Here is a 14,834-nt window from a genome sequence, read left to right as displayed (position 1 = left end):
CGCGTCCTGCCCCGCCAGCAAGGCGGAGAGCTCGTCGCGCAGCGCCTGGCGATGCTGCAGGCGGTCGGCGTTGGTGGCATAGCGCGGGTCTGTCGCCAGGCCAGGGGCCTCCAGCTCCTGGGCCAGCAATGCGAACTGCCGGTTGTTGCCGACTGCCAGGAAGATCGGGCCGCTGGCGGTGGGCAGTGTTTCGTAGGGCGCGATGTTCGGATGCGCGTTGCCACTACGCTTGGGCACCTTGCCGCTGTAGAAGTAGTTGGCCGCATGCGGATGCAGCAGCGACAGCGCGCAGTCGTACAACGTGATGTCCAGGAACTGGCCCAGGCCGCTGCGGCCCCGTTCATTCAGGGCCAGCAAGATGGCCACCGCCGCGTTCAGGCCAGTCACCATGTCCACCACCGGCAGGCCGACGCGGGTGGCGTCGCCGTCGGCTTCGCCGTTGACGCTCATCAGGCCGCACATGGCTTGCGCGCAGGCGTCGTAGCCGGGCAAGCCGCCCAGCGGGCCGTCCGATCCGAAGCCGCTGACGCGGCAATGGATCAGCTTGGGGAAGGCCTGGCTCAGGGACTCGAAGCCCAGGCCCCACTTCTCCAGCGTGCCGGGCTTGAAGTTCTCGACCAGCACGTCGGCGTCGGCCAGCAAGTGGCGCAGCAGCTCCTGGCCGGCCGGCTGCGACAGGTCCAGCGTCATGCCTTCCTTGTTGCGGTTCACGCCGATGAAGTACGACGCCGTGTCGCCCAGGAAGGGTGGGCCCCATCCCCGCGTCTCATCGCCGCCGGGCGGTTCGATCTTCAGCACGTCGGCGCCGTGGTCGGCCAGGATCTGCGTGCAATACGGACCGCCCAGCACGCGGGACAGGTCGATCACCTTGCATCCGGCAAGCGCGCCGGCATTCGGTAGGGTGGGGGCCATGGAGAGTCAGCTTCAGTCGATGGAAACGTTGGCGCTGGTGATGAGCTCGCGCCACTTGGGGACTTCGGTGGTGATGAAGGCGGCCAGGCCTTGCGGCGTCTGGTCCTGCGCTTCGACAATGCCCTGCGAGTGCAGGGTCTGCTTGATGGCGGGATCGGACAGCGCGGTCTTGAACGCCTGGTTCAGCGTGTTCACCACATCGTCGGGCGTGCCCTTGGGGGCGACGATGCCGAAGAAGACGCTGACGTCATATCCCTTGAGGCCCTGTTCGGACAGGGTGGGCAGGTCCGGCAGGGCTTCCGAGCGCTGGGCGCTGGCCAGGCCGATGGCGCGCAGCTTGCCGGCCTTGATGTAGGGCAGCGCGGTCAGGATGTCGGTGAACGACATCGATACCTGCCCGCCCAGCAGGTCGTTCAGCGCCGGCCCGGTGCCTTTGTAGGGGATGTGCATGATCTGCGTGCCGGCCATCTTGTTGAACAGGATGCCGGCCAGGTGCGACGACGCGCCGTTGCCCGACGAGGCGTAGCTGAGCTTGTCCGGATTCTTCTTGGCGTAGGCGATGAGCTCTTGGGCGTTGTTGGCCGGCACCGACGGGTTCACGACCAGGATGTTGGGCAGGTGGCCCAGGCGGATGATGGGCGCGAAGCTGGTTTCGGGGTTGTAGCCTTGTTTCTTGTACAGGCTGACGTTGATGGCCAGCGGGCCGGACGTGCCGAACAGGAGCGTGTAGCCGTCTGGCTTGGCCGAGGCCACGTACTCGGATCCGATGTTGCCGCCCGCGCCGCTGCGGTTTTCGACGATCACGTTCTGCTTCAGGGGCTCGCGCAGCTTCTCGGCCAAGCGACGCGCCATGGCGTCGGTCGGGCCGCCGGGCGGGAAGGGCACGATCAGCGTGATGGGGCGGGCCGTGGGGAAGGCGTCCGCGGCCAAGGCGGGCGTGGACGGGGCCACGGCGGCGGCCGCCAGCATCAGGGGGGCAAGAAGGCGTTTCATGGGGGTGTCTCCTGGGGGACGCGCCGGCTGTGCCGCCGGCGTCGGTTTACAGCGCGTATTGCAGGATGGCCTGGCAGGCCGCGCTTTCGTTGGGGGGAATGGCATAGGGGTCTTGCGGTGCCAGGCGGTGCAGCAGCACCTGGTCGGCCAAGTGCGCACGGCTTTCCAGGCCGGCGCCCGTGGCTTCCCAGCGCAGCGCGGCCATCGATACCGCGTGGTACAGCAGCGATGCGGCCTGGCGGGCCAGTTCGGCATGGTCGCCTTGCGCGGCGTGTTCGGCCAGCGCGAAGGTCTTGTCCAGCGCCTGGGCCTGCCGGTCGGCCAGCGCAGGCGGGCAGGGCGCGCCGTCGGCCAGCAGACGGTCGATATGGGCGCGCAGCGCGGGCAGGGAGTTTTCTTTCTTGATGGCGCGCAGCACGTCCAGCGCGACGATGTTGCTGGTGCCTTCCCAGATGGAACCCAGATGGGCGTCGCGCACCAGGCGCGGCTCGGTCCATTCTTCGATATAGCCGCAACCGCCGCGCACTTCCATCGCGTCGCCCGTCACTTTGCGGGCGTCTCGACAGGCACGGAATTTGATCAGCGGCGTCAGGATGCGGGCCAGCGCGGGATCCGCCGCGCCGTGGTCCGCGTCGGCCAGCGCCCGCGCCGTCTGGAACATGACGCTACGGGCTTGTTCAGCCCACACCGTCATCTTGACCAGCTGGCGCTGCATCAGCGGCATGTCGATCAGGCGCTTGCCGAAGGCGCGGCGATGCTGTGACACGTAGATGGCTTCGGTGACCGCGCGGCGCATCAGGCCGGCCGCGCGCATGCCGTTGGACAGGCGCGAGTTGTTGATCATGTCGGCCATGTGCTTGAAGCCGCGGCCGCGGTCGCCCACCAGCCAGGCGACGGCCCCCTCCAGTCGGATTTCACCGCTGGCCATGGACCGCGTACCCAGTTTGTCCTTCAGGCGCAGGATGCGGTAGTGATTGTGGCTGCCGTCGGCCAAGTCGCGCGGCAACAGGAAGAGCGACACGCCCTTCAAACCGGGCTGCGGCTCGCTGCGCGCCAGCACCATCGCAAAGCCGGCGTCGGGGTTCGAGCAGAACCATTTGTCGCCGTGAATGCGCCAGGTGCCGTCGTCCTGGGCCTCGGCCGTGACTTCGGTGGCGCTGACGTCCGAGCCCGCCCCCTGTTCGGTCATGAACATGGCGCCTTGGCGCAGCGTGTCGAAATCCTGCGAGGTGACTTGTGGCAGCACACGCTCGACCAGCGCCGGATCGCCGAACTTGCGTAGCGTGCGCGCCAGCGAGTCGGTCATGCTGACCGGGCAGCACAGGCCGAATTCCGCTTGTACGAACAGGTGGCTAAGCGCGTACTTGGCGGCGGCCGGCATGGGTTCCGGCCAGCCCAGTACCCCGCCGCGGTGCGAGAGCGCCGCCAGGCCGAATTCGCTGTAGGCCAGGCGCTCGAGTTCGACATAGGCCGGGTGCTTGTCGACACGGGATTCGTCGGTGCCGGCGCGGCTGCGCACGGACAGGGTGGGCGGATGCTTGTCGGCCGTGGATGCCAGCTCATCCATGACGCCGCCGGCCAGCCCGCCCAATCGTTGCAGGTGGGGCAGCAGGTGCGCGTGCAGCGCGGACGGCAGGTAGCGCTGGCTGAGGGCGGCCGCATAGGGGTCGGCGTTGAAGAGGTTCAGGCCGCGGGAGTCCGGAACGGGTGTGACGGCGGCGGCGGTCGGGGCGGTCTTTGGGGTATCCATGGCGGCATCCTGCGGAAAACGGGAGAAGATGGCCGATGTTGCGCGGGTGAATTAATCTACGCAAATACCGTTTTTGTGTAGAACAATCCATAAAAAATATAGATTGGAAGGCACCCATGGATCTGGACCCGCGCCTGTTGCGCTATTTCATCGCGGTCGCCGAAGAGCGCCATTTCAGCCGCGCCGCCGCGCGCCTGCACATTTCGCAGCCGCCGCTCAGTTATGCCATCCGCCAGCTTGAAGACAACGTGGGCGCGCGCCTGCTGGCCCGCACCAGCCGCCACGTGGCGCTGACCGACGCCGGGCAGGTGCTGTACCGCGAAGCCCTGACGCTGCTGCGGCAGGCGGAGGAGGTGCGCACGCTGGTGCAGCGGGTGGACGCGGGCTTGCGGGGCCGGCTGCGCATCGGCTTCGTGGGGTCGATGCTGTATCGCGGCCTGCCCGCGCTGCTGAATGCGATGCGGGCCGAGCTGCCCGATGTGGAGCACGTGCTGACCGAACTGAACTCTTACGAGCAGATCGAAGCCGTCCGGCGCGGCGAGCAGGACCTGGGCTTCATCCACGCCAATCCGGTGCCCGACGAGGTCCACGCGCGCGATCTGATGGCCGAGCCGTTTGTCGTGTGCCTGCCGGATTCGCACCCGCTGGCGCAGCGCGAGTCGCTGCGATTGGCGGACCTGGCGGGCGACGATTTCGTGTTCTTCGCCCGCGCGGCATCGCCCAGCTATTACGAAACGGTACTGTCGATGTGCGTGGCGGCGGGATTCATGCCGGGGATCCGGCATGAGGTGCGCCACTGGCTGAGCGTGGCGTCGCTGGTGTCGCAGGGGCTGGGGGTGTCGATCGTGCCGGCTTGCCTGTCGCGCAGCGGCCTGGCGGGCACGCGCTTCATCGCCTTCGCGCACGAGGCCCGTTCCGTCAGTCAGGTGATCTGGCCGGCCGGGGCGCGTTCGCCGCTGCAGCAGAAGGCGATGGCGCTGGTGGCGCGCCAATATCCGCCCGCTGCAACGGGCTGAGGATCAGCGGAACACGACGGTCTTGTTGCGGTTCAGCAGGATGCGGTGTTCGACGTGGCTGCGCACGGCGCGTGACAGCACCAGGGATTCGATGTCGCTGCCGACCTGGGTCAGGTCCTGGGCGGTCATCGTGTGGTCCACGCGTTCGATGTCCTGATCGATGATCGGGCCTTCGTCCAGGTCGGAGGTCACGTAGTGGGCGGTGGCGCCGATGATCTTCACGCCGCGCGCATGCGCCTGGTGATAGGGGCGGGCGCCCTTGAAGCTGGGCAAAAAGCTGTGGTGGATGTTGATGGCGCGGCCGTTCAGGGCGCGGCACATGTCCGCCGACAGGATCTGCATGTAGCGGGCCAGCACCACCAGGTCGGTGTTTGACCGTTCCACGATTTCCAGCACCTGCTTTTCCTGTTCGGCCTTGGTGTCGGCCGTGACGGGCAGGTAGTGGAACGGGATGCCGTAGGACGCCGCCAGGCTCGCGTAGTCGTTGTGGTTCGACACGATCGCGGCGACTTCTGCGTGCAAATGCCCGCTATGCACGCGGAACAGCAGGTCGTTCAGGCAATGGCCCTGCTTGCTGACCATGATCAGCAGGCGCTCTTTGCGCCGCGCATCGTGCAGCTTCAGGTCCATGCCGTAGTCGCCGGACAGGGTGGCCAGGCGGGCGCGCAGGTCGTCGGCAGCCACGGCGGCGGGCAGGTCGAAGTGCACGCGCAGGAAGAACTGGCCCGTTTCTTCGTCGCCGAACTGCTGCGAATCCAGGATGTTGCAACCCAATTCGAACAACAGGCCGCTGACGCGGTAGACGATGCCGGTGCGGTCGGGGCAGGACAGGGTCAGGATGTAGTCGTTGTGCTGCATGGTGCGGAAATAGGCCGTGGTAAGAAGGGGGGGGGCGGAATCAGGCGGTCAGGCGCGCCAGCGTTTCTTCCGCCAGGGCCAGGCTGGAGGTCAGCCCGGGGGATTCGATGCCGAACAGATTCACCAAGCCGGGTACGCCATGCACGGCGGGTCCGGCGATGACGAAGTCGGCGGCGGGCTCTTGCGGCCCGGAGATCTTGGGCCGGATGCCGGTGTAGCCGGGGGCCAGCGCGTTGTCGGGCAGGGCGGGCCAGTAGCTGCGCACCGCCTCGTAGAACACGTCGGCGCGGGCCGGGTCCAACGTGTAGTCTTCGGTGCCGACCCATTCGGTGTCGGGGCCGAACTTGGCTTGGCCGCCCATGTCCAGCGTCAGGTGTACGCCCAGGCCGGCGTGTTGCGGCACGGGGTAGATCAAGCGCGAGAACGGGGCGCGGCCGGACAGGGTGAAGTAGCTGCCCTTGCACAGGTAATCGGTGGGGATGCTGGCGGGCGGCACGCCATCGATGCGGCGGGCCAGCGCCGGCGCCTGCAAGCCGGCCGAATTGATCAGCACGTTGCAGGTCAGGGTCATGGCTTCATCGCCGCCGAATTGCAGGGCGAAGCCGCCTTCGGGGCGGACGCGGCCGGATACCAGCGGCGTATGGAACACGCATTGGGCGCCGGCGTTCTCGGCGTCGCCCTGGAACGACAGCATGAGCGCGTGGCTGTCCACGATGCCGGTCGACGGCGACACCAGCGCGGCCGTGCATTGCAGCGCGGGCTCCAGGCGCATGGCGTCTTCGCCGGAAATGTATTGCAGGTCGTCCACGCCGTTGGCGCGGGCGCGCTGCGCGATGCCTTCCAGCTGCGCGGCCTGTTCGCGGTCAGTGGCCACGATGAGCTTGCCCAGCCGCTTGTGCGGGATGGCGCGTTCGGCGCAGTAGGCGTACAGCAGGTGCTTGCCACGCACGCAAAGGCGCGCCTTCAGGCTGCCTGCGGGGTAATAGATGCCGGCATGGATGACCTCGGAATTGCGCGAGCTGGTGCCGGTGCCGATGGCTTCCGTGGCTTCCGCCACCAGCACTTCACGGCCGGACTGGGCCAGCGCGCGGGCGATCGCCAGGCCCACGACGCCCGCGCCAATGACGACGCAATCGACATCCACGCTCATGGCGCTTTCCTTTCAGACCGCGATCCGGCCGGGGTCAGGTCGAAACCGCCCGCATGGAACACCAGCGGCGGTTCGCTGCTGTGCCCGCAGCGCTCGACCTCGCCCACCATGATGATGTGGTCGCCTTCTTCGTAGCGGCTGCGATTGCGGCATTCGAACCAGGCGGCGCAGTGGCCGTCCAGCATCGGCGTGCCGCCCGGCGCGTGGTGCACGGTCAGGCCGGCGTAGCGGTCGGGCGTCTTGCCCGTGGCGAAGCGCCGCGCCAGCGCGATCTGCTCGGCGCTGAGCACGTTGACCACATAGCGTTCGCATTGCTCGAACGCCGCCAGCGAAGACGATCCGCGCGACAGGCTCCAGAGGATCAGGGGCGGGTTCAGCGACACCGAATTGAAGGAGCTGACCGTCAGCCCGATGGGCGCGCCGTCGAGGCCGGCGGCGGTGACCACCGTTACGCCCGTGGCATAGCGGCCCAGCGCGGTACGGAAGAATGAGGCGTCAAAATCAGGGGAGGAGGCGGGCATGCAATCGTTAAGTCGGGCGGGCGCGCGGGGCGCCCGGCATCAAGGCGACAGGCGTTCGATATTCCAGGCCGTGCCGTCGGCGACATAGCGCAGGCGGTCGTGCAGGCGCGATGGCCTGCCCTGCCAGAACTCGAAAGCGGTGGGCTTCAGGCGGTAACCGCCCCAGTGCGGCGGGCGTGGCGGCTGATCGCCGAAACGCTCGCGGAATTCCTGCTCGCGGGCTTCCAGCGCTTCACGGGTGATGGGCTGGCTTTGGCGCGAGGCCCACGCACCGATGCGCGAACCGGCAGGGCGGCTGTGGTAATACGCGTCCGACTCTTCGGCGGCGACTTTTTCCACCACGCCTTCGATCCGTACCTGGCGCTCCAGCGGCTGCCAGAAGAACAGCAGGCAGGCGCGCGGCTCGGCCGCGAGGTCCTGGCCCTTGCGGGATTCGTAGTTGGTGAAGAACGTGAAACCGTGCTCGTCAAAGCCCTTGATCAGGACGATGCGCGCGCTGGGCTGGCCGCTGCCGTCCACCGTGGCGAGCGTCATGGCGTTGGGTTCCGGCACCTTGGCGGCCAGCGCTTCGTCGAACCAGCGGGAAAACTGCTGGAACGGGGAGGCGGCGGCCTGGCTTTCCAGCAGGACGTTCTTTTCGTAGCTTTGACGCAGATCGGAGACGGACATGAGGCGTGGGATTCAGCGTTGATAACAGGGAGTTTATACCGCTTGGGGCATCGCTCCCTTATTGACCCCGCGCAGGTCTCAGGCATGTTTCCCGCCGGAAGGCGGGCAGGGGCTGTCAGGCGCCTTCGGGCAGCGGCCGCCCATCGAGTTCCAGCCGGCGGGCGATGGCGTCCAGGCGGGCGTCATGGATGCCGGCGGCGCGCAGCGCCTGGGCGGTCTGGACCACATAGTCGGTGCATGGCCCGTAGCGGCCGGCGGCCCGTCGGACGATGGCCAGCAGTTCGGCGTCGGGCAGGGCGCGGATATAGGCCGGATTGTCCCGGTTCATGATGAAGACCAGCGCGCGGACGGGGCCGGCGTCGGTCGCGCAATTGATCCAGCGCGGCAGATAGGCGCCGGTGGACATTTCGCGTTCCCAGAGGGCGGGGAAATAGGTGGGGACCTGGTCGCCTGCCAGGCGGTAGACCACGCCCCGGCAGGAGCCGCCGCGGTCCAGCCCGAACACCAGCCCAGGGCACTCCGGGGTGCCGCGGTTCACGCGCGACCACAGGCACAGGGCCCGATGGTGCCCGCGCAAGGTCGCCAGGCGGCGTTCCATGAAGTCGAAATCAGGGCGCCAGATAAGCGATCCGTACCCATATACCCAGACGTCTTCCCCGGATTGCCAGTGTTGCAGGGCATGGTCCAACGAGGCCCGCCTTTCCTCGGGCGTCCAGAGACGGAAGGGCAAGCTGGCGCCGGCGATGCCGGGGGCGGGAGGAGAGGACTGCGTGTTCACGACTACGGCTTCCGGTCAGACTCGAGCGGGGGATTGCGGTTGGCCCAGCCGCCCGCCATCAAGGCCAGCGAATAGGCCCAGAACAAGGGGGCGACGCCGATCACCGCACCCAGCGCGCCGAAGGTCAAGGGCAGGGAAACCTGAGACCCGTTGATCAGCGCCATCCGCAAGCCCACGGCCTCGGCGGCCCGGCCCGGCGGCGAATGCTGGTGCAGCAGGGATAGCATACTCGGTTGGCAGCACCCCAAGGCAAGGCCCAGAACGAACGACAGCACGATCAGGACGCTAACATCGGTGAACAGCGGGTAAAGCATGAAGTCGATGGCTGCCGTCGCCATTGCCACCCGGACCAGCGTCCAGGACCGGACGCGACGCATGATCAGCGGCAATACCAGCCGGATGACGAACGTTGCCGCCGCGAACGACGCCAGAATGACGCCGATCGTGGTGGCCGACAGACCGATCGCGACACCGAAGATGGGCACCACGAACAAATGGGTGTCCCAGGCGCCAGACAGGATGGTGTTGACCATCAGGATGCGGCGCAGCGCCGGCACCGCCAGCAATTCGGTCACCCGGCGGCGTTGGGCTTCCTTGGCGCCGGAAAGCTGGGCGTCCACGGCCTTCAACTGGTGACGCATCGCGTACAGGCCGATGCCCGACAGGATGGGCCCCAGTGCCAGCAGGCCGAAAGCGGTGCGCGTGCCCAGATGGTCGATCGCCAGTCCGGCGATCAGCGGCCCGGAAAATCCTGACCCGGCCAGCGCCAGTGACATGAACGAGAAGTTGCGCAGGCGTTGCGCGGGTTCGGCGTGTCCCAGCAGGTCTTGCGTGGCGACCTGATGCAACATGAATCCGATGCCGATGCAGCAGGACGCGATCAGCAGGGCGGTCTGAGTCTGCGAGATGAAAGGCAATGCGGTGCCGATCGCCACCAATGACGTCCCGATGACGAGCGGGCGCACGATACCCACCCGGTCGACCCAGCGGCCGGCGCGCACCGAAAACAGCATCGGCAGCACGGCGAATACGGCGACCAGCGTGCCCACCTTGAAGGTGGACAGGCCCATCTGCAGCGCGGTCAGCGAAACAGTGATCCGTCCCCCTGTCAGCGCCACGTGATTCATCATTGCCAGCAGGCACAGCAGCACCGCCCCGGAAAATTCCGGGGAACTGGACGGCGAGGAGGGGGATCTGTTAGAGGTAGACACGGCGTAACTGCATTCATTCTGTGCGGATCGTCGGCCTATGTCGAGACGAGGATGGTTTGCACTGCCGCAAATTGTTTCAGCGGGTGGCGACAAGATGGGCGCCATCTAGCGGGCAACTGGCGTGCTTAGGGTGCAAGATGGCGGCACGTTCGCAGAATGTGCGCAAACCGCAGTTCCGCGCATGCGCCGTAGTCGTTGTATCGTTCTCACAACGGAACAATTGGGCGAGAGCTTGACGGACCGGTATCGCTTTACTGTTTTTCACCGTTTTGCCACAGATTGGCAGGCGATTGGCCGGGAGGCCCGTTTAGGATGGGCACCTATGCTTCGCAATACCGGCGCGGGTCCGCGGCCCTCGCCCCCTATCATCAGGTTCAATGAAAAAGTCCCGCAGCAAATTCAAGCGTTATGCGCTGATCGCCGTCATCGTCCTGCTTGTGGCGTTCGCGCTGCGCGCCGTCTTTTTCTCGGCGCCGCCGCCGCCCACCTTCGCGGTGGGCGAGGTCAGCCGGGCGAACCTTGAAGACAGCGTCCTGGCCAGCGGCACCATCGACGCCATCGAGCGCGTCAGCGTCGGTGCCCAGGCCACCGGCCAATTGAAGTCCCTGAAAGTGGAACTTGGCGATCGCGTCAAGAAAGGCCAGTTGGTCGCCGAGATCGACGACCTGACCCAGCAGAACGAGCTGCGCAACGCCGAAGCGGCCTTGCAGACGCGACGCGCCGAACGCGCGGCCAAGGTCGCCACGCTGAAGCAGGCTGAACTGGCCTTCAAGCGCCAACGCCAGATGCTGGCGGCAGACGCCAGTTCGCGCGAGGCCTATGAGACGGCCGAGGCCACGCTGGCCGTGACGCGTGCCGAGATCGCCTCGCTGGACGCGCAGATCGCGCAAGCCGAAATCCAGGTCGACACCGCCCGCGTCAACCTGGGCTACACGCGTATCGTCTCGCCCATCGACGGCATGGTGGTAGCGGTGGTGACCAAGGAAGGCCAGACCGTCAACTCCATCCAGAGCGCCCCCACCATCATCAAGGTGGCCCAGGTGGACACCATGACGATCAAGGCGCAGATCTCGGAAGCCGACGTGACCCGCGTGAAGGCCGGCCTGCCCGTGTACTTCACGATCCTGGGCGAACCCGACCAGCGCTACCAGGCCAAGCTGCGCGCGGTGGAACCGGCGCCGGACTCCATCCAGAAAGACGATGCGACATCGTCGTTGACGTCTTCCACCGGCAGTTCGACCACCGCCGCCGTCTACTACAACGGTCTGTTCGACGTGCCCAACCCCGACGAAAAGCTGCGCATTTCGATGACCGCCCAGGTCTTTATCGTGCTGGGCGAGGCCAAGGACGCCGTCGTGGTGCCGGCCTCGGCGCTGGGCAAGCGCGGCGAAGACGGCCGCTATGCCGTGCGCGTGGTCTTGAAGGACAACAAGACCGAAGTGCGCCAGGTCAAGATCGGCATGAACAACAACGTGCAGGCGCAGGTGCTGGAAGGGCTGGAGGTGGGCGAGCGGGTCGTGACGGCGGATTCCGCGCCTGCGGCCGTCGCGGCGCCGGGAGCCTGACATGGGCGGGCCGCTGATCTCGCTATCCGGGGTGCGCCGCGAGTTCCCCGCGGGCGAGCAGACCATTGCCGTCCTGAAGGACATCAACCTGACCATCGAGGCCGGTGAAATGGTCGCCATCGTGGGCGCGTCAGGTTCGGGCAAGTCCACGCTGATGAACATCCTGGGCTGCCTGGACCGCCCGACCCGTGGCGACTACCGGGTCAGCGGCCGCAGCACCGGCGAGCTGGATCCCGACGAGCTGGCCGAGCTGCGGCGCGAGCACTTCGGTTTCATCTTCCAGCGTTATCACCTGCTGTCCGACCTGACCGCGCAGGGCAATGTGGAGATGCCGGCCGTCTACGCCGGCAAGCGCCGCGAAGCCCGGACGGACCGTGCCGAGGAATTGCTGAAGCGGCTGGGGCTGGGCGATCGGTCCGAACACCGCCCTGGCCAGCTGTCGGGGGGGCAGCAGCAGCGCGTGAGCATTGCACGCGCGTTGATGAACGGCGGCGACATCATCCTGGCCGACGAACCCACCGGCGCGCTGGACACGCACACCGGGCAGGAAGTGCTGCGCATCCTGGAGGAATTGAACGCGGCCGGCCACACCATCATCATCGTCACGCACGATATGAACGTGGCGCGCCACGCGCAGCGCATCATCGAGATCAGCGACGGCGAGATCGTCGCGGACAAGCGCAATCCCGACGCGCGGCGCAGGCAGGCCGAGCGCGACGCATCGCCGGCATTGCCCAAGCGGCCCGCCTGGCAGTCGTACCTGGACCGCTGCGGCGAAGCGCTGCGCATGGCGTTGCTGTCCATGAACGCGCACCGGCTGCGCACGTCCTTGACCATGCTGGGCATCATCATCGGCATCGCGGCCGTGGTGTCGGTGGTGGCGCTGGGCGAAGGGTCGCGGCGCAAGATCCTGGAAGACATCAGCGCCATCGGCACCAATACCGTCGAGGTGTTCCCCGGCAAGGACTTCGGCGACGAGAAAGCCGTGAACATCCGGACGCTGGTCGCCGCCGACGCCGACGCCCTGGCGCGCGAACCCTACGTGGACAGCGTCACGCCCGAAGTCGTCACCAGCAACACGCTGCGCTACCGCAACGTGTCCGTGAACGGCTCGATCCAGGGCGTGGGCGAACAGTACTTCCGCGTGCGCGCCATCAAACTGGCACAGGGCAAGTTCTTCGACGACACCAGCGTCGTGCGCCGGGCGCAGGAAGTGGTGATCGACGAAGGCACGCGGCGGACTCTGTTCGGCTCGCATACGGAACCGATCGGGCAGGTGGTGTTCCTGGGGTCGATGCCCGCCCGCGTGATCGGCGTGACCCAGAAAAAGGAATCCGTCTTCGGCAACAACGAATCGCTGAATGTCTGGATCCCATACACCACGGCGCTGTCGCGCGTGCTGGGCCAGCAGCACCTGAAGAGCATCACGGTGCGCGTCAACGACGCCACGCCGCCCGCCGCGGCCGAACGCGCCATCGAACGCGTGCTGATGCGGCGTCACGTGGTGAAGGATTTCTTCGTGTTCAACACGGATGCGATCCGCAAGACCATCGAGCGCACGACGGCCACCATGACTTTGCTGGTGTCCCTGATCGCGCTGATTTCGCTGATGGTGGGCGGCATCGGGGTCATGAACATCATGCTGGTGTCCGTCACCGAGCGCACCCGCGAGATCGGCGTGCGTATGGCAGTGGGCGCGCGGCGCAGCGACATCATGCAGCAGTTCCTGATCGAAGCGGTCCTGGTGTGCCTGATCGGCGGCGCACTCGGCATCATCCTGTCGCTGGCGTTGGGCGTGCTGGTGTCCAAGGCCACGGGCGGTTCGTTCCAGATGATCTATTCCACGGCATCGATGGTGGCGGCATTCACGTGCTCGACGCTGATCGGTGTGCTTTTTGGCTATTTGCCGGCGCGCAATGCGGCGCGCCTGGATCCCGTCGAGGCGTTGGCCCGGGAATGAAGACAATGAAAGCGGTTTCCCTGATTCGCACACCCGCCGCCCTGGCGCTGCTTCTGGCGCTGGGCGGTTGCGGCAGCCTGCTGCGCAGCGACTACGAGCCCCCGCTGACCCAGGCGCCCGCCGCCTGGACGCATGGCGCGCCGGGCGATGCGCAAGCGCCGCTGGCCGACGGCGGCGCCTGGTGGCGCAATTTCAATGATCCCGTCCTGAACGGACTGGTCGATGCCGTGCTGGCGCGCAACAACGACCTTGCCGCCGCGGCGATCCGGGTACGCCGCGCCCAGTACCAGGCGGGGCTGACCGAGGATCAGTTGATTCCTCAACTGGGGGGCAGCGCCAACGTGTCGCGCAACCGCAACCTGTACGGCGACCGCGCCATCGCGCGGACCAATGCCGCCGAGCTGACCGTGAGCTACGAGGTCGACCTGTGGGGCAAGCTGTCGCGCCAGCGCGATGCCGCCCAATGGGAAGCGCTGGCCACCGAGCAGGACCGTCAGACCGCGGCCTTGTCGCTGGTGAGCACCACCGCCACGCTGTACTGGCAGACGGCCTTCATCAACCAGCGCATTGCCAGCAGCGAAGAAAGCATCGCTTACGCCCGCCGCACGCAGGACCTGGTGCGCGCGCAGTACGCCGCGGGCGGCGCATCGGCCCTGGAACTGGCCGAAGCCGAGCAGACCGTGGCCAGCCAGCAGGCGGCGCACACCTTGCTGGTGCAGCAGCGCGTGGAATACACGAATGCGCTGACCATCCTGTTCGATGGCCCGCCCGACCGCAGCATGGCCGACCCGGCCCGGCTGCCGCAGTACCCGCTGCCCGAAGCGCGCGCGGGCGTCCCCGCCGACCTGCTGGGCCGTCGGCCGGATCTGCGCGCGGCGGAACTGCGCCTGCGCGAAGCGCTGGCCACCGTGGATGCCACCCGCGCCAGCTTCTACCCGCCGGTCACGCTGACGGGCGCGGTGGGCAGCGCCAGCCCGACGCTGTCCAACATCCTGCAAAACCCCGTCGCGTCCCTGGGCGTGGGGTTGACGCTGCCGTTCCTGCAATGGAACCAGATGCAGCTGAATATCAAGATATCCAAGGCGGACTACGAAGAACGCGTCGTCAACTTCCGGCAGTCGCTGTATCAGGCGATGGCAGATGTCGAAAACGCGTTGTCGAATCGCACGCAGCTGGCGTTGCAGGCGGAGCAGCTGGCGGTGTCGTTACGGGCGGCGCGTGACGCGGAACGCCTGTACGAAGTGCGCTACCGCGCTGGGGCCGTGTCGTTGAAGGACTGGCTGGACGCGCAGGAGAAGCGGCGCACGGCGGAGATCGCGCGGGACGAGAACGGGTTGAATCGCTTGGTGAACCAGGTGACGGTTTATCGGGCGCTTGGCGGGGATGACGTTGTGGTTCGTTGATAGCGACGATGGGCGACCTACGAAGCACAACGCCGGCGCTCAAACACC

At 67.0% G+C, this 14,834-nt stretch carries 13 protein-coding genes; 4 read left to right on the top strand and 9 right to left on the bottom strand.

Translation table 11 applies throughout. The features are described from left to right. The 3 genes from HG262_RS25055 to HG262_RS25045 form a co-directional block, all read right to left on the bottom strand. Nucleotides 1–912: CoA transferase (locus HG262_RS25055; protein ID WP_169273584.1), on the bottom strand; the 912-nt coding region annotated here is incomplete at its 3' end. Nucleotides 913–924: 12 nt separating this feature from the next. Continuing rightward, the gene (locus HG262_RS25050) at nucleotides 925–1,905 is read right to left on the bottom strand and encodes a tripartite tricarboxylate transporter substrate binding protein (RefSeq protein WP_169273583.1); all 981 of its coding nucleotides are present in this window, start codon (nucleotides 1,903–1,905) and stop codon (nucleotides 925–927) included. A gap of 46 nt (nucleotides 1,906–1,951) precedes the next feature. Then, nucleotides 1,952–3,655 (bottom strand): acyl-CoA dehydrogenase family protein, encoded by a 1,704-nt coding sequence (locus HG262_RS25045; RefSeq protein WP_169273582.1) that lies wholly within the window; start codon nucleotides 3,653–3,655, stop codon nucleotides 1,952–1,954. Nucleotides 3,656–3,771: 116 nt separating this feature from the next. Here HG262_RS25045 and HG262_RS25040 point away from each other — a divergent pair, with 116 nt between their 5' ends. After that, the gene (locus HG262_RS25040; protein WP_169273581.1) at nucleotides 3,772–4,671 is read left to right on the top strand and encodes a LysR family transcriptional regulator; all 900 of its coding nucleotides are present in this window, start codon (nucleotides 3,772–3,774) and stop codon (nucleotides 4,669–4,671) included. A 3-nt stretch (nucleotides 4,672–4,674) separates the two neighbouring features. On the opposite strand, the gene purU is transcribed toward HG262_RS25040, so the two are convergent. From purU to HG262_RS25010, 6 genes are all read right to left on the bottom strand, one after another. Next, nucleotides 4,675–5,529, bottom strand: coding sequence for a formyltetrahydrofolate deformylase (gene purU, locus HG262_RS25035; protein WP_169273580.1), 855 nt, complete (start codon nucleotides 5,527–5,529; stop codon nucleotides 4,675–4,677). Between the two features lie 40 nt (nucleotides 5,530–5,569). Then, nucleotides 5,570–6,679 (bottom strand): NAD(P)/FAD-dependent oxidoreductase, encoded by a 1,110-nt coding sequence (locus HG262_RS25030; RefSeq protein ID WP_169273579.1) that lies wholly within the window; start codon nucleotides 6,677–6,679, stop codon nucleotides 5,570–5,572. Continuing rightward, nucleotides 6,676–7,200: a flavin reductase family protein gene (locus HG262_RS25025; RefSeq protein WP_169273578.1), complete on the bottom strand. Its 525-nt coding sequence runs from the start codon at nucleotides 7,198–7,200 to the stop codon at nucleotides 6,676–6,678. The genes HG262_RS25030 and HG262_RS25025 overlap by 4 nt, the downstream gene beginning before the upstream one ends. Nucleotides 7,201–7,239: 39 nt before the next feature. Then, nucleotides 7,240–7,869 (bottom strand): pyridoxamine 5'-phosphate oxidase, encoded by a 630-nt coding sequence (gene pdxH, locus HG262_RS25020; RefSeq protein WP_169273577.1) that lies wholly within the window; start codon nucleotides 7,867–7,869, stop codon nucleotides 7,240–7,242. A gap of 115 nt (nucleotides 7,870–7,984) precedes the next feature. Continuing rightward, nucleotides 7,985–8,647 carry a gamma-glutamylcyclotransferase gene (locus HG262_RS25015; protein WP_169273576.1) on the bottom strand — a complete coding sequence of 221 codons (663 nt, stop codon included), beginning with the start codon at nucleotides 8,645–8,647 and terminating at the stop codon, nucleotides 7,985–7,987. Nucleotides 8,648–8,649: 2 nt separating this feature from the next. Further along, the gene (locus HG262_RS25010; protein ID WP_348984423.1) at nucleotides 8,650–9,858 is read right to left on the bottom strand and encodes an MFS transporter; all 1,209 of its coding nucleotides are present in this window, start codon (nucleotides 9,856–9,858) and stop codon (nucleotides 8,650–8,652) included. 377 nt (nucleotides 9,859–10,235) lie between these two features. Between HG262_RS25010 and HG262_RS25005 the strand changes: the two genes are divergently transcribed. The 3 genes from HG262_RS25005 to HG262_RS24995 are packed head-to-tail and all read left to right on the top strand — an operon-like array spanning nucleotide 10,236 to nucleotide 14,786. Beyond that, nucleotides 10,236–11,423: an efflux RND transporter periplasmic adaptor subunit gene (locus HG262_RS25005; RefSeq protein ID WP_169273575.1), complete on the top strand. Its 1,188-nt coding sequence runs from the start codon at nucleotides 10,236–10,238 to the stop codon at nucleotides 11,421–11,423. A 1-nt stretch (nucleotide 11,424) separates the two neighbouring features. Continuing rightward, nucleotides 11,425–13,383: a MacB family efflux pump subunit gene (locus HG262_RS25000; protein ID WP_169273574.1), complete on the top strand. Its 1,959-nt coding sequence runs from the start codon at nucleotides 11,425–11,427 to the stop codon at nucleotides 13,381–13,383. 5 nt (nucleotides 13,384–13,388) lie between these two features. Continuing rightward, entirely contained in the window at nucleotides 13,389–14,786 is a 1,398-nt protein-coding gene (locus HG262_RS24995; RefSeq protein WP_211187765.1) for an efflux transporter outer membrane subunit, read from the top strand. Nucleotides 14,787–14,834 lie beyond the last annotated feature (48 nt).

The organism is Achromobacter sp. Bel, assembly GCF_012928505.1.
Taxonomy (GTDB): domain Bacteria; phylum Pseudomonadota; class Gammaproteobacteria; order Burkholderiales; family Burkholderiaceae_B; genus Achromobacter.
The sequence above is the reverse complement of the archived record's forward strand: the minus strand, read 5'-3'. Positions and strand labels throughout refer to the sequence as shown.

Coding starts and splice junctions, on each gene's coding strand:
- HG262_RS25050 (WP_169273583.1), bottom strand. CDS start 1,905: ATGAAACGCCTTCTTGCCCCCCTGATGCTGGCGGCCGCCGCCGTGGCC.
- HG262_RS25000 (WP_169273574.1), top strand. CDS start 11,425: ATGGGCGGGCCGCTGATCTCGCTATCCGGGGTGCGCCGCGAGTTCCCC.
- HG262_RS25025 (WP_169273578.1), bottom strand. CDS start 7,200: ATGCCCGCCTCCTCCCCTGATTTTGACGCCTCATTCTTCCGTACCGCG.
- HG262_RS25045 (WP_169273582.1), bottom strand. CDS start 3,655: ATGGATACCCCAAAGACCGCCCCGACCGCCGCCGCCGTCACACCCGTT.
- pdxH (WP_169273577.1), bottom strand. CDS start 7,869: ATGTCCGTCTCCGATCTGCGTCAAAGCTACGAAAAGAACGTCCTGCTG.
- purU (WP_169273580.1), bottom strand. CDS start 5,529: ATGCAGCACAACGACTACATCCTGACCCTGTCCTGCCCCGACCGCACC.
- HG262_RS25005 (WP_169273575.1), top strand. CDS start 10,236: ATGAAAAAGTCCCGCAGCAAATTCAAGCGTTATGCGCTGATCGCCGTC.
- HG262_RS25030 (WP_169273579.1), bottom strand. CDS start 6,679: ATGAGCGTGGATGTCGATTGCGTCGTCATTGGCGCGGGCGTCGTGGGC.
- HG262_RS25040 (WP_169273581.1), top strand. CDS start 3,772: ATGGATCTGGACCCGCGCCTGTTGCGCTATTTCATCGCGGTCGCCGAA.
- HG262_RS24995 (WP_211187765.1), top strand. CDS start 13,389: ATGAAAGCGGTTTCCCTGATTCGCACACCCGCCGCCCTGGCGCTGCTT.